Origin of the sequence: Martinezella tropici (assembly GCF_003287875.1) — a bacterium.
Classification (GTDB): Bacteria; Pseudomonadota; Alphaproteobacteria; order Rhizobiales; family Rhizobiaceae; genus Rhizobium; species Rhizobium tropici_C.
In genome coordinates this window covers 14,077-29,778 of the sequence record NZ_QMKK01000026.1, presented here as the reverse complement: position 1 = coordinate 29,778, position 15,702 = coordinate 14,077, and the positions used below count along the sequence as shown (strand labels likewise).

The following is a 15,702-nucleotide window of genomic DNA, read 5'->3' as shown; positions in this document are numbered from 1 at the left end:
TATATACGGAAGCACTCCGGATTCTATTCCATCGCTCGACGAATATTTTTGCCGATTTTTTACATCAGCAGGAAATCTTTGGGTTGCGGCAGCGGCGGCAGGTCGGTTTCCCCAAGCGCTTCGCGCAGATTGATCTCGATCGTATCCGCAAGCGCGCCGATGGCGAGCGCATTGGGACGCTTGCCGAAAGGGTCTTCCAGCTCGTCGCCCAGCGCATCGAGACCGAAGAAGGTATAGGCGATAAGGGCCGTCACGAAGGGCGAGCCCCAGCCGAGCGTATCGACATAGCCGAAGGGAAGCAGGAAACAGAAGAGATAGGCGGTGCGATGCAGAAGCAGCGTATAGCCGAAGGGCAGCGGCGTATTGCGCAGCCGCTCGCAGGCGGCCTGCACCGCACCCATCTGGCCGATCGTGATATCCAGCATCTGATATTGGATATCGGAAATCACACCCGATGCTTTCAGCCGCGCGAGATCGGCGGACATCAGGCGCAGAATGAGATCAGGCTTGTTGCGGGCCGCATGGTAGAATTCCGCCTCGCTTGGAGCAAGCAAGCGCAGCACCTTGCCCTCGTCGCTGCCGGGCCGCAGAAGACAGACCAGCGCCTGCGCGAAGGCCATGGTCAGCCGCAGCAGGTTTTTGCGCGCCTCGACGCCCGCACCGCCTTCACTCTCCAGCACCAGCGTCTGCCGGGCGAAGCCGCGCGCGAGCTGGACGAACTGCCCCCAGTCGCGCCTCCCCTCCCACCAGCGGTCGTAGCAGGCATTGTTGCGAAAACCGAGAAAGATCGAAAGCGCGATGCCGAGCAGCGAAAGCGCCGAACCGTTGAAGGAGACGATGAGGTTCGGTCGCTCCTCATGGCCCCAGACGATCAGTGCCGATAACAGAAAGATGGCGATGATCTGCGGCAGAATGCGTCGGATGATCGACCCACGAAGGATGAAGAAAAGCTGGAAGAGATTCGGCCGGTCGCGGACGATCATGACGAAACGCACTCTCGATGACTATCTGGTGAAGCAGAAATACACCAGCATCGGGAGTAACGAGAATTTCTTGCAAGGCGGCCCTGACCGGCGGGCATCGCTCGCCGGTCAGGCAGACCATCATTTCGCGCTGACGCTTGCCGTCACCAGAACCGGGTCGGCGCGATAATCCCCAGGGAAGAGATGCTGAAGATTCTTGATCTTCGGCAGGTCGTTGATGACGATATAGGGATAGCTCGGATGCGTCGTCAGGAAATCCTGATGATAGGCCTCGGCGGCATAGAATTGCCGAGCCGGCTCGATCTTGGTGACGATCGCAGCATCGAAGACCTTGGCATAGTTGAGCTGGTCGATATAGGCCTTGGCGATATCGGCCTGCGACTGGCTGGTCGGGAAGATGGCTGAACGATATTGCGTGCCGGTATCCGGGCCTTGACGGTTCAGCTCCGTCGGATCATGCGCTACCGAGAAATAGATCTGCAGCAGATGGCCGTAGCTGATCTTATGGGGATCGAAAACGATACGCACGGATTCGGCATGGCCGGTATCGCCCGAGCCTACCATTTCATAGTGCGCAGCATTCTTGCTGCCGCCGGTGTAGCCGGATGTGGCGCTGATCACGCCGTTGACGTGCTGGAAAACGCCCTGAACGCCCCAAAAGCAGCCGCCGGCAAGCACCGCGGTCTCCGTATTGGCGGAGGATGCCTTTTCATCCATGCTCGGCGCGGGAATGACGCGGGCGTCCTCGGCAGAGGCGCGACCGACAAATTGCAGCGCAACGCCGCCAAGCAATATCGCCATCGCCGCAAAGCCGGCCAAGCGAGTGACGCGGGCTGAATAAATGCGGATCGTGTCTGTCGATAAAGTCTTCATGACGATTTCCTCTCGACCGCGATTATAAATGCTCCGGTCATAAGGAAATACGGGAAGACAGGGATTTTTGTTACACACGCCCGCGTGTAACACCGAAACGTGAACGAGGCCCTCAGTAATGCGGCGGCTTGGTGATGGCCGGAGCGTCGAGCGACTGCTCCTCCAGCGTCAGAAACCGCTCGGTCAGCCGATCAAGTTTCTGCCGCGTCTGCTCCACTACCTTCCATTGCTCGGCAAGCTGGTCGGAAAGTTCCTCGATCGTCTTGGCCTGGTAGGCGACCGTCTCCTCAAGTTTGATGATGCGGCTCTGTTCGTCTGACATGTCTGATCCCTTTCACAACGATCTACAGCACCGGTACCGCCGCGTACAGTCTTTCCATTTGGCGTAAGGCAAGCGGCAGCGTCGTTTGACGGCAATGTGACAAAACTGAAAAACAGCTGAAAACACCTGTTACCTGACTGACATGGGGCCCCTCTAAAGAGAGCGCAGAGACGCGTCGGTTTGAGGGCAATCCCTTCCGCAGGCGCACCATTCTGAAGATTGCGGAGAAGCGCCTTGAAGATCATCCAGATCACCGACACGCATTTGAGCCCCAACAAGCCGCATTTCAACGGCAATTGGGAGCCGCTGGCGAAATGGATCGAGGCAAGCGGCGCCGATCTCGTCGTTCATACCGGCGATCTCAGCGTCGATGGCGCCGACAAGGACGAAGATCTCCTCTTTTCCATGGATCTGATGCGGCAGATTTCCGTGCCGATGCTGATCGTGCCCGGCAACCACGATGTCGGCCACCTGCCCGGCTCCTATCAGCCCGTCAATCCCGAGCGGCTGGACCGCTGGCGCCGCCTCGTCGGTCCGGACTACTGGGCGAAGGATATCGGTAACTGGCGCCTGATCGGCCTCAACAGCATGCTGATGGGCTTCGAGGATGCCGAGGAGCAGAAGCAGTTCGACTGGCTGCAGGAGAAGCTCGAAAGCCGTGGCGAGCGCCGCATCGCCCTCTTTGCCCACAAGCCGCTCTTCGTCGATGCGCCCGATGAGGGCGATACCGGCTACTGGAGCGTGCGCCCCGCCCAGCGCCGTCGGCTCTACGATCTGATCGCGGCCCATGACGTGGCCCTCTTCGGCAGTGGCCACCTGCACTGGACCTGGGAAGGCCGCTTCAACGATACCAAGCTGGTCTGGGCACCGCCCGCAGCCTTTATCCTCGGTGAGATGGAACGCGAAATGCCGGGCGAACGGCTGATCGGCGCAGCGATCCATGAACTTGGCGAGACGGTCTCGACCGAGCTCGTCGCCGTGCCCGGCATGAGCGCCTACTTCCTCGATGATGTCGTCATGGAAGTCTATCCGCAGGCAGCACCGAAGGCAAAGAAGGAGCCGGCCGAATGAGTGCGCTCTCGCTTCGCGGCATCGCCAAATCCTTCGGCGGCAACGCCATCCTGAAAGGCGTCGATCTCGACGTCCAGCCTGGCGAGTTCATCGCTCTCGTCGGCCCGTCCGGCTGCGGCAAGAGCACGCTATTGCGCATCCTCGCCGGCCTCGATCATGCAGACAGCGGCGAAATCGTCCTCGGCGGCAGGGACGTTTCCGGCGTCGCCGCGGCGGATCGCAATATCGCGATGGTCTTTCAGTCCTATGCGCTCTATCCGCACCTGACGGCCTCGGAAAACATTGCCGTGCCGCTTGCCATGCGCCGCCTGTCGCGCGTGCAGCGCCTGCCTTTCATCGGCTCGCTGATCCCCGGCCAGCGCGCGACTCGCGCCGGCATCATCCGCGATGTCCGCGAAATGGCCGTCTCGCTGAAGATCGATCACCTGCTCGACCGCAAACCTGGCCAGATGTCCGGTGGCCAGCGTCAGCGCGTGGCGCTCGCCCGCGCCATGGTGCGCCGTCCCGCCGTCTTCCTCATGGACGAGCCGCTTTCCAATCTCGATGCCAACCTGCGTGTTCACGCCCGTGGCGAGATCGTCGATCTGCACCGCCGCGCCGGCGTGCCGACGGTCTACGTCACGCATGACCAGGCCGAGGCGCTGTCGATGGCCGACCGCGTCGCCGTCATGATCGGCGGCCAGCTGCTGCAACTCGCATCGCCCCAGACGATCTATGACGACCCGGCACATGTGGAAGTCGCCCGTTTTGTCGGACAGCCGCGCATCAATCTGCTGCCGGCGCTCGCCGAAAACGGCACCGTCGCCTTTGGCGGCATCCGGCTGGCGCTCGAAGACAGTGCCTTTGCCGGCAGGAACGTGACCCTCGGCATTCGCCCGGAATTCGTGCAGCTCTCCCAGGGCCGTCAGGATGCGCTCGCCGCCCACATCGAGCGCATGGAGTTCCTCGGCTCCGAAGTCATCCTCTACGCCAAGCTCGATGCCATCGGTGAAACCATGGTCGTCAAGCTCGCACCGGCGGAAGTCGCCGGCCTGTCCGCCGGCATGCCGGTTGCGCTGACGCTCACGGCCGAGCAGGCCTTGGTCTTCGCCGAAGACGGCCGCCGCCTGCGCGCGAGCCCGACGACCGTCGACGCCACGCGGGAGAAGGCGCATGGCTAGCATCGCTGCCACCTCCTTGCCGATGCAGGCGGCCGCGGCGCGCGAGCGCAGCGAAGCCCGTACGGCTCTCCTCTTCGCCCTGCCCGCCATCATCCTGATCGTGCTCTTCATCATCGTGCCGATCGTCGCCGTCGTCGTACTCGGCTTCACGGATTTCCAGCTCGGCGACAAGAGCCTGCGCTTCGTCGCCTTCGAGAACTATGCGCATCTGCTTCGCGACCGCGCCTTCATAAAGTCGCTCTGGAACACGGCGACCTATACCGCCATCGTCGCACCCGTCTCGATCGTGCTCGGCCTCGGCGTCGCATTGCTGATCGAAAGCGAAGGCATCGGCCGCAGCTTCTTCCGCACGGCCTACTTCCTGCCTGTTGCCTCGCTGATCGTCGCGATGGCGACCGTCTGGCAATATCTCTTCCACCCGACGATCGGTCCGATCAACGCGCTGCTCGGCGAAATCGGCGTGCGCGGACCGAACTGGCTCGGCGCCTCGGCGACCGCGCTCTACAGCCTGTCGATCATCGGCGTCTGGCAATCGGTCGGCTTCAATATGGTGCTGTTTCTCGCCGGCCTTACCGCCATCCCGCGAGAACTCTACGCCGCAGCCGAAGTGGATGGTGCGAAATCGTCCTTCGACCGTTTCTGGCTCGTCACCTGGCCCATGCTCGGACCGACGACGCTCTTCGTCACCACGATCAGCATCATCAATGCGGTGAAGGTCTTCGATACCGTCAAGGCCCTGACAGACGGCGGCCCGAACCATGCTTCGGAAGTGCTGCTTTTCACCATCTACCAGGAAGGCTTCGTCTATCTCCGCGTTGGTTATGCCTCGGCGATGACCACGGTGTTTCTCGCCATCCTCGTGGTGCTGACCTTCCTGCAATATCGCGTCCAAGACCGGCAGGTGCATTACACATGACCTCGACAGGCTTCACTCCCGGCCGCATCCTGCGCCTCTCTCTGCTGATCCTGGGCTCGCTCATCTTCCTCGCGCCCTACATCTTCATGATCTCGACCGCCGGCAAGGCGCAGGACGATATCTTCACTTCGGCGCTAAAGCTGATCCCGACGCATTTCTATTACGTCGAGAACATCGCCAAGGCACTGAGCAAGGTTTCGATGGGCACGCTGCTGTTCAACGGCGTCTTCGTCTGCGGGCTGATCTTCTTCTTCCAAGTGCTGATCGCCATCCCCTGCGCCTATGCCATGGCGAAGCTGAAGTTTCCGGCCGCCCGCACGATGATGGTTCTCGTCATGCTTGGGCTGCTGGTTCCGATCCATGCGACGGCGCTGCCGCTCTATGTCGGCTTCAACGGCCTGTCGCTGCTGAACAGCTACGCCGCCCTGGTCGCGCCCTTCTCGATCTCGGTCTTCGCGATCTTCATGTTCCTGCAGTTCTTCCGCGCCATGCCGGATGATCTGATCCATGCCGCCCGCCTCGACGGCATGTCGGAAATCGGCATCGTCGCCCGCGTCATCGTGCCGAATGCCTGGCCGGCGGTCACGGCTTTCGCGATCTTCTCGGTCGTCGCGCACTGGAACGATCTCTACTGGCCGCTGATCGTCATCACCAAGCAGGAATATTTCACGCCGCCGCTGGGCCTCATGTATTTCCGCGCCGCCGAAGCCGGCGACGACTACGGCGCGCTCATGGCGGCAACCCTCATCATCACCCTTCCCCTCGTCGCGGCATTCCTTCTGGCTCAGAAGCGTTTCGTCGAGGGCATCACCATGACCGGTCTCAAAGGATGACCGGTTCGAAATTTGAAAACGGAGAACGAGCGATGAAGCATATCACCCAGATTCTCGCCGCCGCGGCCATTTCGATGGTCGTGACGGTCCCGGCCTATGCCGAAACCACCCTGACGGTTCACTATCCCATGCCCGGCTTCTTCAAGAACGTGATGGACACGATCTCGAAGAAGTTCATGGAAGAAAATCCCGACATCAAGATCCAGTTCGCCGCTCCTTCGGCCACCTATGAGGAAGGCATCCAGACTATCCTGCGCCAGGCCGGCACCAGCGAGATGCCGGATGTCACCTTCATCGGCCTCAACCGCCTGCGCATGATCGACGAGCGCAATGTCGCCGTCGATCTCGGCCCTCTCGTCAAGAAAGAGGGCAACATGGCCGAGAAGGGCTTCTCGGACACGATCCTGAAGCTCGCCCAGGTCAAGGGCAAGCAGGTCGGCCTCGCCTTCGCGACGTCCAACCCGATCATGTATTACAACGCCGACCTGGTGAAGGCTGCCGGCGGCAATCCGGACAACCCGCCGAAGACCTGGGATGAGGTCATCACGCTTGCCGGCAAGATCAAGGCGCTCGGCAACGGTGTCGACGGCATGGACTTCCGCTGGCAGGGCGACGACTGGATGTTCTCCGCCCTCCTCTTCGGCGCCGGCGGCAAGATGCTGAGCGACGACGAGACGAAGGTCGCCTTCAACGGTCCCGAAGGCCAGAAGGCCGTCGAACTGATCCAGCGCTTCGTCAAGGAAGGCGGCATGCCGGTCTTCACCAAGGCTGCCGGCGAACAGGCTTTCGCTGCCGGCAAGGTCGGCTTCGAATTCCAGACGACCGGCGCGCTCGTCAACACCATCAAGAATGTCGGCGCCAAGTTCGACCTGCGCACCGCCAAGCTGCCGCTGATCGACCCGGTCAATGGTCGCCTGCCGACGGGCGGCAACGCCGTCGTCATCCTGACCCACGACCCGGTCAAGGAAGAAGCCGCCTGGAAATTCGCCAAGTTCGCCGCCGGCCCCTATGGCGCCTCGGTCGTTGTTCCCGGCACCGGCTATGTTCCGAACAATGAGCTTGCTGCCAAGTCGGCCGAATATCTTGGCGATTTCTACAAGAAGAACCCGCTGTTCCAGGCCGGCCTCAGCCAGATGTCGATCATGGTTCCCTGGTATGCCTTCCCGGGCTCCAACGGCGTCAAGGTTACGCAAACCATCGTCGACAACCTCTCACGCATCGTCGACGGCTCGGCCGCTCCGAAGGAAGCGCTCGACGACGCCGCTTCCGACGTCGAAGGCCTGCTGCCGCGCAGTTGATCTTTCGAACCCATCTGAACGATCCGCGCCGCCTCTTAACAAGAGGCGGCGTTTTCATATGCAAAGGGATGTCAGGATTGGAGAGTGAGATCGCGCACTGTGCCGCCCGCACGCAGCCGATAGGGTACACTCAGATGACGCGGCGGCGCGGCATTCTCAGCCATATCGAGCAGCAGCGAGGCGGCCGCCGCCCCGATCGTCCCATCCGGAATTTCGACGGTCGTCAGAGAAACTTCCCCTAGAAAACCAAGGGAAATCCCGTCGAAGCCGGCGACGGAAATATCGCGCGGGATCGAAAGACCCTGGCGCCGAAGCGCACCCATGACGCCGAGCGCCAGAAGATCGTTGGAAGCGATGATCGCCGTTGGGTTAAACCGCGAAATAGCATCAGAAAGATCGAGCTGCTCGAGGTTATTCACGAAGGAAATCTCCAGGGCATCGAGAGGCTGTTGCCCCGCCGCCGTCATCGCCCTGACATAGCCTTGATAGCGCAGTTTCGCCCGATCCGATGCCGAGAAATGCCCTGATATGAATAGGATGCGGCGGTGTCCCTTGCCCAGGAGATGCTCGGTCAGGTCCCGGCCCGCACCGAAATTGTCGGTCGCGACCGCAGCTGTGAAGCGGCTGGTCGGAAGATTTCCAAGCAGCACAGTCGGCGGCAGGGCGGATGACAGAACAAAACTGCGCTCGGGATCGCAGAGTGTCAGGATGAGGCCAGTCGGCTGCTGCTGGAGCAGCGAGACGACGGCATCGACCTCCTGTGCCGGATCGTAGTTCGATTGGGCGATCAGCACGCTATGCCCGGCATGCAGCGCCCTGTTCTGGATACTGGATAGAGATGCGGCGAACACGGGATTGGTGATGCTCGGAATAAGCACCCCGATCGCCGGCCGGCCGGTGCCGGTACGCCCACCCGCCCGATAGCCAAGCTCCGCCGCCGCCCGGCGCACGCGCCGCACCATCTCGTCGCTGACCGGACCACTGCGATTCATCACCCGGCTGGCGGTCGCGACGGAACAGCCGGCGCGAAAGGCGATCTGCTGGAGCGTCGACATGATATCAATCACCTCCGGCTTCGGTTTCAGCCCTATGGGACTGTCGGGGATTTATATCAGGCCGATGACACTTATTTGACAGGTCTCCGCGCGCACCGCGACAATCCGGCCCTTGATCTTTGCTGCAGCGCAGCAGATGGTCGTTACGATCGCAGCGGCGAATGATGTTGTCATCAACCGATGCCATGATTGCCGCACTGTGATCCGCAGATCCGCTCCCTTTGAAAGGATGCTCTCATGTCAGAAGCAGAAGCACGGACGCCTGCCACCACCGACCAGACCGAAAGACTGTTCTTCCTCGATATCAACGACGGACGAATTCTTTCCTCCGCCATCGACGGCACCGATCTCAAGCTCATCGTCCAGCGGCAAGGCCGCAGCCCCGACGGCATTCTCGTCGACAGCGAGAACGGCTGGATCTATTGGACGGAAATGGGCAGCGACTACAACGCCCATGACGGCTCCATCGAGCGCATGGACCTCGACGGCGGCAACCACATCACATTGATCCCGCCAGGCAGCACGCTCGTCACGCCGAAGCAGATCCAGCTCGACCGCGACAACGGCAAGCTTTATTGGTGCGACCGCGAAGGTATGCGGGTGATGCGTGCCAATATCGATGGCAGCGATATCGAAACCCTGGTGCAGAATGGCGACAGCCCGGAAGACAGCGCCGATATCGAACGCTGGTGTGTCGGCATCGCGCTCGATCTGCCGCTCGGCCAGATCTACTGGACCCAGAAGGGACCGCCTGATGCCGGCCTCGGCCGCATCTTCCGCGCCGGCATCAATATACCGGCCGGCGAAACCGCGACGAGCCGCAGCGACATCGAAATCCTGCTGGACAAGCTACCGGAACCGATCGACCTCGAACTGGATCTTGCCACCCGCACGATCTACTGGACCGACCGCGGCAATCTCCCGCGCGGCAATACCGTTAATCGCGCCCAAATGGATGATCTCGCAGCAACCTCCGAAGTCGTCCTCGAAGGCCTCGACGAAGGTATCGGCCTCTCGCTCGATCTCCCCAACAACCGCATGTTCTTCACCGACATCGGCGGCAATCTCTATTCCGCAAGCCTCGATGGTTCAGGCGAGCGCGAACTTCTTCACCATGCCGGCTCGTTTACCGGGATTGTTTACGCTGAGATTTGAGGTTTGAAATCGACTTCATGCCTGCCGTGGCGCGTTGGGGCCGACCCTCTTCCTTCGAGGGTCGCTCCTTCGCTAAGCTCGGTCGCTCCCGCCTCAGGATGTGGGCGGAAAAGGCCGCTCACTTGAAACGATTTGTACTTAGCTTCGCCTGAAAGAAAAGATTAGCCCTCACCCTGAGGAGAGTCCGAAGGACTCCTCGAAGGGCGAGGGCGGATGAGGCTCTGATCAGTTACTTGCGCACGCCATCCAGCAGATGCGGCAGCGACTTCACCCCATCGTCACGCAGCTCAGACGGCAGCAGTCCTTCCGGGAGATCCTGATAGGAGACCGGGCGCAGGAAGCGGCGGATGGCGAGTGTGCCGACCGAGGTGGTGCGGCTGTCCGAGGTCGCCGGGAAAGGCCCGCCATGCACCATGGCATGGGAGACTTCGACGCCGGTCGGCCAGCCATTGGCGAGAATACGCCCGACTTTGCGCTCCAGCACCGGCACCAGCTTGGCGGCTGTCGCATAATCTTCCGCTTCGATCTGCAGCGTCGCGGTCAGCTGGCCCTCGAGTTTTTCCGCAACGGCGATCATCTGATCGACATCCTTGCAGCGCACGAGAAGGCTTGCCGCGCCGAAAACTTCGTGGCCCAAGCGCTCGTCGGCTAGGAACTCCTGCGCTTCTGTCTCGAAAAAGATACCCGGGCTGCGATTGACGCCTTCAGCCGGCGCGCCGTGAGCGACGGTCTTGACAGCCTCATGCTCGGCCAGCGCGGCAACGCCCTTGTCGAAGGCGGCGTGAATGCCTGGTGTCAGCATCGGCGCGGGCGCACGGCCGGTCAGGGCACCGCTGGCGGCCTGGACGAAGCGGTCGAGATCGGGGCTTTCGATTGCGAAAAGCAGGCCTGGATTGGTGCAGAACTGGCCGGCACCGAGCGTCAGGGAATCGATGAAGCCCGTACCGATCGCCTCGGCGCGTGCCGCGAGAGCGGCCGGGAACAGGAAAACGGGGTTGACGCTGCTCATCTCGGCATAAACCGGGATCGGCTCCGGCCGGGCCGCGGCAATGGCGCCAAGCGCCAGGCCGCCACCACGCGAGCCGGTGAAGCCGACGGCCTTGATGCGCGGATCGCGCACCAGCGCCGCACCGGTTTCGTTGGCACCGGTCAGCAGCGAGAAGGTGCCCTCCGGAAGACCGGATGCAGCGACGGCGGCGCGGATGGCGCGGCCGACCAGTTCGCCCGTGCCCGGATGGGCAAGATGGCCCTTGACGACGACCGGGCAACCGGCGGCAAGAGCCGAAGCCGTATCACCACCGGCAACCGAGAAGGCGAGCGGGAAGTTGCTGGCACCGAAGACGGCAACCGGGCCGAGCGGGATCTGGCGCAGGCGCAGGTCCGGCCGCGGCAACGGCTTACGCTCCGGCAGTGCCGGATCGACGCGCAGATCGAGCCACTCACCGGAGCGAACGACCTGGGCAAACAGCCGCAGTTGGCCGACGGTGCGGGCACGCTCGCCCAGCAGACGCGGCACCGGCAGGCCGGTCTCTTCCGTTGCCCGCTCGATCAGAGCATCGCCGATCTCCATGATGTTGTCGGCGATCTTTTCGAGGAATGCCGCACGCTGCTCGGGGCTGGTCGCACGGTAAACGTCAAACGCCTGCGCCGCCAATTCACACGCTTTGGCAACGTCGCTCTCGCCGGCGATCGCAAAGGCCGGCTCCAGGTTTGCGCCGGTTGCCGGGTTGATGGCACGCACGGTTCTATTGCCGCCGGTGGAATCTGAGCCGATCAGCAGATCGCCGCGAATCTCGAAAGACTGTGTCATGGGTATTCCTTAAGGATGTCAGAGCGCTGAGGATTGCGCGCCACGAGAGCAGATAGCAGGATGGGATGACAGTTATAAGATGATAATCGTCATCTAATTATCAAGGTACAAGTGCTGAGATCAAGGCATCAGCGTCAATTAATCATACTTTATCTGCATATGGTATTGCAGCCCCTTTCATGCCAATTTAGCAGCCATCCGAAAGACCGAGTGCGGCCAAGCCCATATGTCCATTGCACTTCTTGGTGATCCGATCGTCCAGTTCTGTATCCTGGTTGTCGTCGGCACATTCGTTAGCCGCGTCATGCTGCGTCACCAGCGCGCTGGGCGTCTGATCGGCCAGATCGCCTTCTTCGTCTGCCTGACCGTGCTTTTGCTCTATCATGGCATCGTACCCTATGAGCCGAGCCCACCGCAGGATTCCGTGACGCTGCGCACCTTTGTCGGCTTTGCCAAGATCGTCTGGTGGATCAACGGCGCATGGGTGCTGATCGCCTTCGTGCGGCTCTTCCTGATCTTCGAGCGCAAACCGCGCGAAGGCCGCCTGCTGCAGGATCTGATCGTCGGCATCATCTATCTCGGCGCCATTCTCTCCATTGTCGGTGATGTCTTCAGCGTTCCGATCGGGACACTGATCGCGACATCGGGCGTCTTCGCCATCATTCTCGGCCTTGCCTTGCAAAGCACGTTGAGCGACGTCTTTTCCGGCATCGCACTCAACCTCGGCCGCCCCTATACCGTCGGCGACTGGATCGTTGTCGACAATGATATTCAAGGCCGCGTCGTCGAAACGAACTGGCGGGCGACGTATCTCCTGAGCGGCACCAACGATCTGGTCGTCATTCCCAATAGCGTCCTCGCAAAGACACGGCTCACCAATCTTTCATCGCCCGATGAAAGTCACGGCGCCATCGTCACCGTGAGAATCCAGCCGACCACGCAGCCACGCGTCGTCGCCGACGTCATGCAGAATGTGCTGATCAGCTGCAATTCCATCCAGAAGACGCCCGAACCTTCGGTCGCCATCAGCTCGATCGATGAACAGGCCATCGAATTGCAGCTTTCCTTCCGCGTGCGCGAGATATCCCTGGCGACAGCAGCCAAGAACGAGATCTACGATCTCCTCTACCGCCATGCGAAAGCAGCAGGCCTGAAGCTCGCCGGCCCTCCCGGCACGATCACCGTTGCGGCGGAACACGCGGCGGAAACCGTCAAAGAACAACAGAACCCCGGCACGCCATGGCGATTGCTCAACAACATCCCGCTTTTCGCTTCACTGACCGAGGACGAAAAGGAGCATCTGGCGACAAACATGCAGCGCCGCACCTACCACAAGGATGCCGTGATCGCCGAACAGGATGCTCGCCTACGCGCGCTCACCATCGTCCGTTCGGGCGTCGTCAGCATCACCCGTCGCGAAGGATATCGGCAGATCGAGCTGACGCGGCTCGCTCCGGGCGACTATTTCGGCGAAAACGGCCTGCTGATGGGCACGGGCGAAGTCGGGACGGTCCGAGCCCTAACCTTTGTCGTCACCTATGAAATCGGTGAGGATTGCCTGGCGCCCTTGCTGCATGACAGGCCCGCGCTCGCCGAGGAGCTCGGCGCCATCATGGCGAAACGCATCGAGGCCGAGCAGCATCTCTTCGCCAATGCCGATATGCTGGTCCATGGCACACCCGTCAGCACGCTGAGTTCGCGCATCAAGCATCTCTTTCAGCTACAGCAGCACGACTAATTCGACTTTGCCGATGGCGCCGCCTGAACCTGCCCGGCATAAAAGGCCTTGGCATCCATCGTGAACTGCTCGCGTGACGCCGGTCGTGTGTAGAACATGTGACCGCCGCGATAGAGCTTCAGCGCCAGGCGATCGGCAAGGGCCTGCGGCATATGGTCGAGCACATATTTGTTGACGCCGAAGGGGATGACGAGATCGCTGTATCCCTGCCCCAGCAGAACCCGGAAGGATGGCGACAACGACAACAGCTCCTTGAGATCGTCGGTGGCACCGGCGGTTGATCGAGAGCCGCCGTTCCGCCCGCCCCATTTCCACTCCCTGTTCACTGCTCCCGACAGCAGCGTGTAGGTCATGTCCGTGTGGAAGCCTAGCTCATCGCGGGCATAGCTCGAAAAGGCACCGCCATAGGCACGGACGAAACCGTCGAGAACCGGATCGCCGCCATGCTCAGCCTCCGATTGCGGATAGGGATCCGGTGCCAGAAAGGAGGCGTCATAGGCACTCGCTATATCTCCACCGTTCCCATCGGAATGTTTGCGGTAGACCCCACTGAGAAAACCCTGGTTCCTGGCGACGACATCTTGCGGTATGCCGGTCAGCTTCGCTACCCGGCCATAGAAGGCGCGGCCGGCATCGCCCGATGGCGGCGGCCCGGCGAGGGCGGGCAGATAGTCATTCAAGGCGAAGGCCTGCGCATCCTGGATCGCTTTCTCGCTGAAGGCATTTTGCCGTTCCAGCTCGGCTGCCGCCAGCGAAGGCAGCTCCAAGGCCGCACTGAGCGCATCTCCACTATCACCAAAGACGAACCGGCCCTCCAGCAGAGGCGAGAGCATGACGATGCCGGAAATCAGGATGCCCTGATCCTCGCGCAGGCTGTTGGCGACCTTGACCGAGCGAAACCCGCCATAGCTTTCGCCAAGAATATATTTCGGTGACGAGGCGCGGCCATTATGGCCAATGTAGAGCGCTATCGCTTTGGCCAGGCTTTCGGCATCGCTGTCGACGCTATAGAAATCATTCTGATCATCGGGCTTGGCAGTGCGGCTCCAGCCGGTACCGATCGGATCGATCAGCACGAGATCGGTAAATTCGAGCCAGCTTTGCGGATTGTCGACCAGCTTGGCATTGGCGCCATCGCGACCGTCCGGACCAAAATCGACGATGCGCGGGCCGACGAGCCCGAGATTGAGGAAGGCCGAAGCCGCGCCCGGCCCACCGTTGAAGACGAAGGTCACGGGCCGGTTCGCATCCCGGTTCTTGGCGACATAGGCGGTGTAGAAGACCGCCGCGCTACGCTGGCCATCCTGGCCGAAGAGGTCGAGCGTGCCCGCCGTTGCCGTATAGGGTATGGTCTTGCCATCCGCATTGAGCACATGGTCGCTCACGGCATCCGGCGGCAGGAGCGAAAGCACGCCACTGCCACCGGCGGCGGCATTACGGCCTTGCTCGGGCGGTGCGGCGGATGCGGTTGCCGATATCAGCGAAAAAGCCAGCACCAGGCCGGGAACCATCTGGCGAAAAGACATGAAATCGTATCCTCCGAGGGTTCGTCGCATAGAGGTTATTGCCGGCGATACTATGTCACAGACGACAACCACCGAAACTCAAGAGATGTTGATCGATGGATCATCGAGCGCGGCACTTTTGGAGAATGGCGCGCTTTCCTGCTGGCCGGCCGGCTGCAGGGTAAGCCGCGGCGGATCAGAACTTGATCCGGTCGATGCTGGTCAGCGCCGTCTTCTGCGCGACGCCGGGTGCATTGACCATGTGCCAGGCCACATATTGCTCGCCGTAGAGCTCGGTCGACGACATGCCGTCGACGGGAAGCACGATATTCATGCCGTTGAGCGCTGCGTCCGTTGCGGTGTCCAGCACCGCACCCTCCGCGGCCGTGCCTGTCACGATGACGGTCTTGATGCCCTTATCGGAAAGAATGCTGCGCAGGTTGGTGCCGATGAACTTGTCCGGCCCGGATTTGACGACCGGCTCGCTTGCCAAGGGTGCCAGCGCGGTCGCGATATCCTGCGCCTGGCCAACGCCCGCCAGACTGAAAACGACGAGCATCTCCTTGGCGCGGGCTTGATCGAGCAGGGTTTTCACCTTGGGCACGGAAGCGAGGCAGCGCGGCTTTGTATTCTTGTTGCAAGGCCCCTTGGTCGGATCCTGCGCGCCATTGAAATCGAGGATCAGCAGCGCCGTCGTCTCCGGATCGACGGTAACAGTCTTCAGCTCCGGCGGCGCCGGCGGCTTCACCTTCTGCCAGTCGTCGATGATCGTCTGCGCTGCCGCCGGCGACGGGAAGGTGGCGCTAAGGCCTGCACAAAGAACTGCAAAACCGGCACATAAGGCAAAACCTGCTCTGCCTATCGCACCGCCTCCGTATCGAAGTCCATTGCTCCTGTGCATCAGCGTCCTCATGGGTTTGACGATGGTGCAGGATTGATAGGCGAGAAAATGCGCTGGCGTAACGAAACTCTTCGTGATGGTC

General features: G+C 61.4%; 14 protein-coding genes. 7 read left to right on the top strand and 7 right to left on the bottom strand.

Translation table 11 applies throughout. The features are described from left to right. Window positions 1-59: 59 nt before the first annotated feature. The 3 genes from DQ393_RS10705 to DQ393_RS10695 form a co-directional block, all read right to left on the bottom strand. Entirely contained in the window at window positions 60-983 is a 924-nt protein-coding gene (locus DQ393_RS10705) for a bestrophin family protein (protein ID WP_112341766.1), read from the bottom strand. Between the two features lie 120 nt (window positions 984-1,103). After that, the gene (gene msrA / locus DQ393_RS10700; RefSeq protein ID WP_112341765.1) at window positions 1,104-1,856 is read right to left on the bottom strand and encodes a peptide-methionine (S)-S-oxide reductase MsrA; all 753 of its coding nucleotides are present in this window, start codon (window positions 1,854-1,856) and stop codon (window positions 1,104-1,106) included. 112 nt (window positions 1,857-1,968) lie between these two features. Further along, the gene (locus DQ393_RS10695) at window positions 1,969-2,178 is read right to left on the bottom strand and encodes a SlyX family protein (RefSeq protein ID WP_112341764.1); all 210 of its coding nucleotides are present in this window, start codon (window positions 2,176-2,178) and stop codon (window positions 1,969-1,971) included. 234 nt (window positions 2,179-2,412) lie between these two features. On the opposite strand from DQ393_RS10695, the gene DQ393_RS10690 reads away from it, so the two are divergent. Genes DQ393_RS10690 through DQ393_RS10670 form a run of 5 tightly spaced genes read left to right on the top strand, consistent with a single transcriptional unit; the run spans window position 2,413 to window position 7,456 of the window. Continuing rightward, the gene (locus DQ393_RS10690) at window positions 2,413-3,249 is read left to right on the top strand and encodes a metallophosphoesterase family protein (RefSeq protein ID WP_112341763.1); all 837 of its coding nucleotides are present in this window, start codon (window positions 2,413-2,415) and stop codon (window positions 3,247-3,249) included. Then, window positions 3,246-4,409: an ABC transporter ATP-binding protein gene (locus DQ393_RS10685; RefSeq protein WP_112341762.1), complete on the top strand. Its 1,164-nt coding sequence runs from the start codon at window positions 3,246-3,248 to the stop codon at window positions 4,407-4,409. The genes DQ393_RS10690 and DQ393_RS10685 overlap by 4 nt, the downstream gene beginning before the upstream one ends. Continuing rightward, window positions 4,402-5,325: a carbohydrate ABC transporter permease gene (locus DQ393_RS10680; RefSeq protein WP_112341761.1), complete on the top strand. Its 924-nt coding sequence runs from the start codon at window positions 4,402-4,404 to the stop codon at window positions 5,323-5,325. The genes DQ393_RS10685 and DQ393_RS10680 overlap by 8 nt, the downstream gene beginning before the upstream one ends. Next, the gene (locus tag DQ393_RS10675; protein WP_112341760.1) at window positions 5,322-6,158 is read left to right on the top strand and encodes a carbohydrate ABC transporter permease; all 837 of its coding nucleotides are present in this window, start codon (window positions 5,322-5,324) and stop codon (window positions 6,156-6,158) included. The genes DQ393_RS10680 and DQ393_RS10675 overlap by 4 nt, the downstream gene beginning before the upstream one ends. A gap of 32 nt (window positions 6,159-6,190) precedes the next feature. Next, window positions 6,191-7,456, top strand: coding sequence for an ABC transporter substrate-binding protein (locus DQ393_RS10670; protein WP_112341759.1), 1,266 nt, complete (start codon window positions 6,191-6,193; stop codon window positions 7,454-7,456). Between the two features lie 71 nt (window positions 7,457-7,527). Here the strand turns inward: DQ393_RS10670 and DQ393_RS10665 are convergent, their stop codons facing one another. Then, window positions 7,528-8,511, bottom strand: coding sequence for a substrate-binding domain-containing protein (locus DQ393_RS10665; RefSeq protein ID WP_112341758.1), 984 nt, complete (start codon window positions 8,509-8,511; stop codon window positions 7,528-7,530). Window positions 8,512-8,748: 237 nt separating this feature from the next. Here DQ393_RS10665 and DQ393_RS10660 point away from each other — a divergent pair, with 237 nt between their 5' ends. Further along, the gene (locus DQ393_RS10660; RefSeq protein ID WP_112341757.1) at window positions 8,749-9,666 is read left to right on the top strand and encodes a 3-hydroxyacyl-CoA dehydrogenase; all 918 of its coding nucleotides are present in this window, start codon (window positions 8,749-8,751) and stop codon (window positions 9,664-9,666) included. A gap of 229 nt (window positions 9,667-9,895) precedes the next feature. Here DQ393_RS10660 and DQ393_RS10655 read toward each other — a convergent pair whose 3' ends face one another. Next, window positions 9,896-11,476: an aldehyde dehydrogenase (NADP(+)) gene (locus tag DQ393_RS10655; RefSeq protein WP_112341756.1), complete on the bottom strand. Its 1,581-nt coding sequence runs from the start codon at window positions 11,474-11,476 to the stop codon at window positions 9,896-9,898. Window positions 11,477-11,702: 226 nt separating this feature from the next. On the opposite strand from DQ393_RS10655, the gene DQ393_RS10650 reads away from it, so the two are divergent. Beyond that, on the top strand, window positions 11,703-13,214 hold the full coding sequence (locus DQ393_RS10650) for a mechanosensitive ion channel family protein (protein WP_112341755.1): 1,512 nt from the start codon (window positions 11,703-11,705) through the stop codon (window positions 13,212-13,214). On the opposite strand, the gene DQ393_RS10645 is transcribed toward DQ393_RS10650, so the two are convergent. Both DQ393_RS10645 and DQ393_RS10640 read right to left on the bottom strand, forming a co-directional pair. Next, a complete protein-coding gene (locus tag DQ393_RS10645; RefSeq protein ID WP_112341754.1) occupies window positions 13,211-14,740 on the bottom strand; it encodes a S10 family peptidase in 1,530 nt (509 codons plus the stop codon). The genes DQ393_RS10650 and DQ393_RS10645 overlap by 4 nt on opposite strands. A gap of 175 nt (window positions 14,741-14,915) precedes the next feature. Next, the gene (locus tag DQ393_RS10640; RefSeq protein WP_245430307.1) at window positions 14,916-15,620 is read right to left on the bottom strand and encodes an isochorismatase family protein; all 705 of its coding nucleotides are present in this window, start codon (window positions 15,618-15,620) and stop codon (window positions 14,916-14,918) included. Window positions 15,621-15,702: the final 82 nt, after the last annotated feature.